Origin of the sequence: Mycobacterium sp. 050134 (assembly GCF_036409085.1) — a bacterium.
Classification (GTDB): Bacteria; Actinomycetota; Actinomycetes; order Mycobacteriales; family Mycobacteriaceae; genus Mycobacterium.
Genome location: NZ_JAZGLV010000110.1, coordinates 1 through 214, shown reverse-complemented (window position 1 = coordinate 214; position 214 = coordinate 1). Strand labels below are relative to the sequence as shown.

General features: G+C 66.8%; 1 protein-coding gene. It reads right to left on the bottom strand.

The window, feature by feature from the left end; translation table 11 throughout:
* On the bottom strand, positions 1 to 214 hold a 214-nt coding region (locus SKC42_RS27620), incomplete at both ends, for a transposase (protein ID WP_442932290.1).

Here is a 214-nt window from a genome sequence, read left to right as displayed (position 1 = left end):
ATGGCATCGGCGCCGTAACCGCCCAAAGCGGGGCCATTCTTGACCGGGGCGATGACACCGTAACCGGCCATCCGCGGCAGGTGCAGCAGCATCGTACAGCGGGTGGAGCGCTCGACTAGGGTGCCGATCGCCGAACGGCCCGACCCAATGATTAAGTCTCCCTCCCAGTGCCCGGGAACCGCGCGATCCTCGACCTCGGCGGGACGCTGACTGA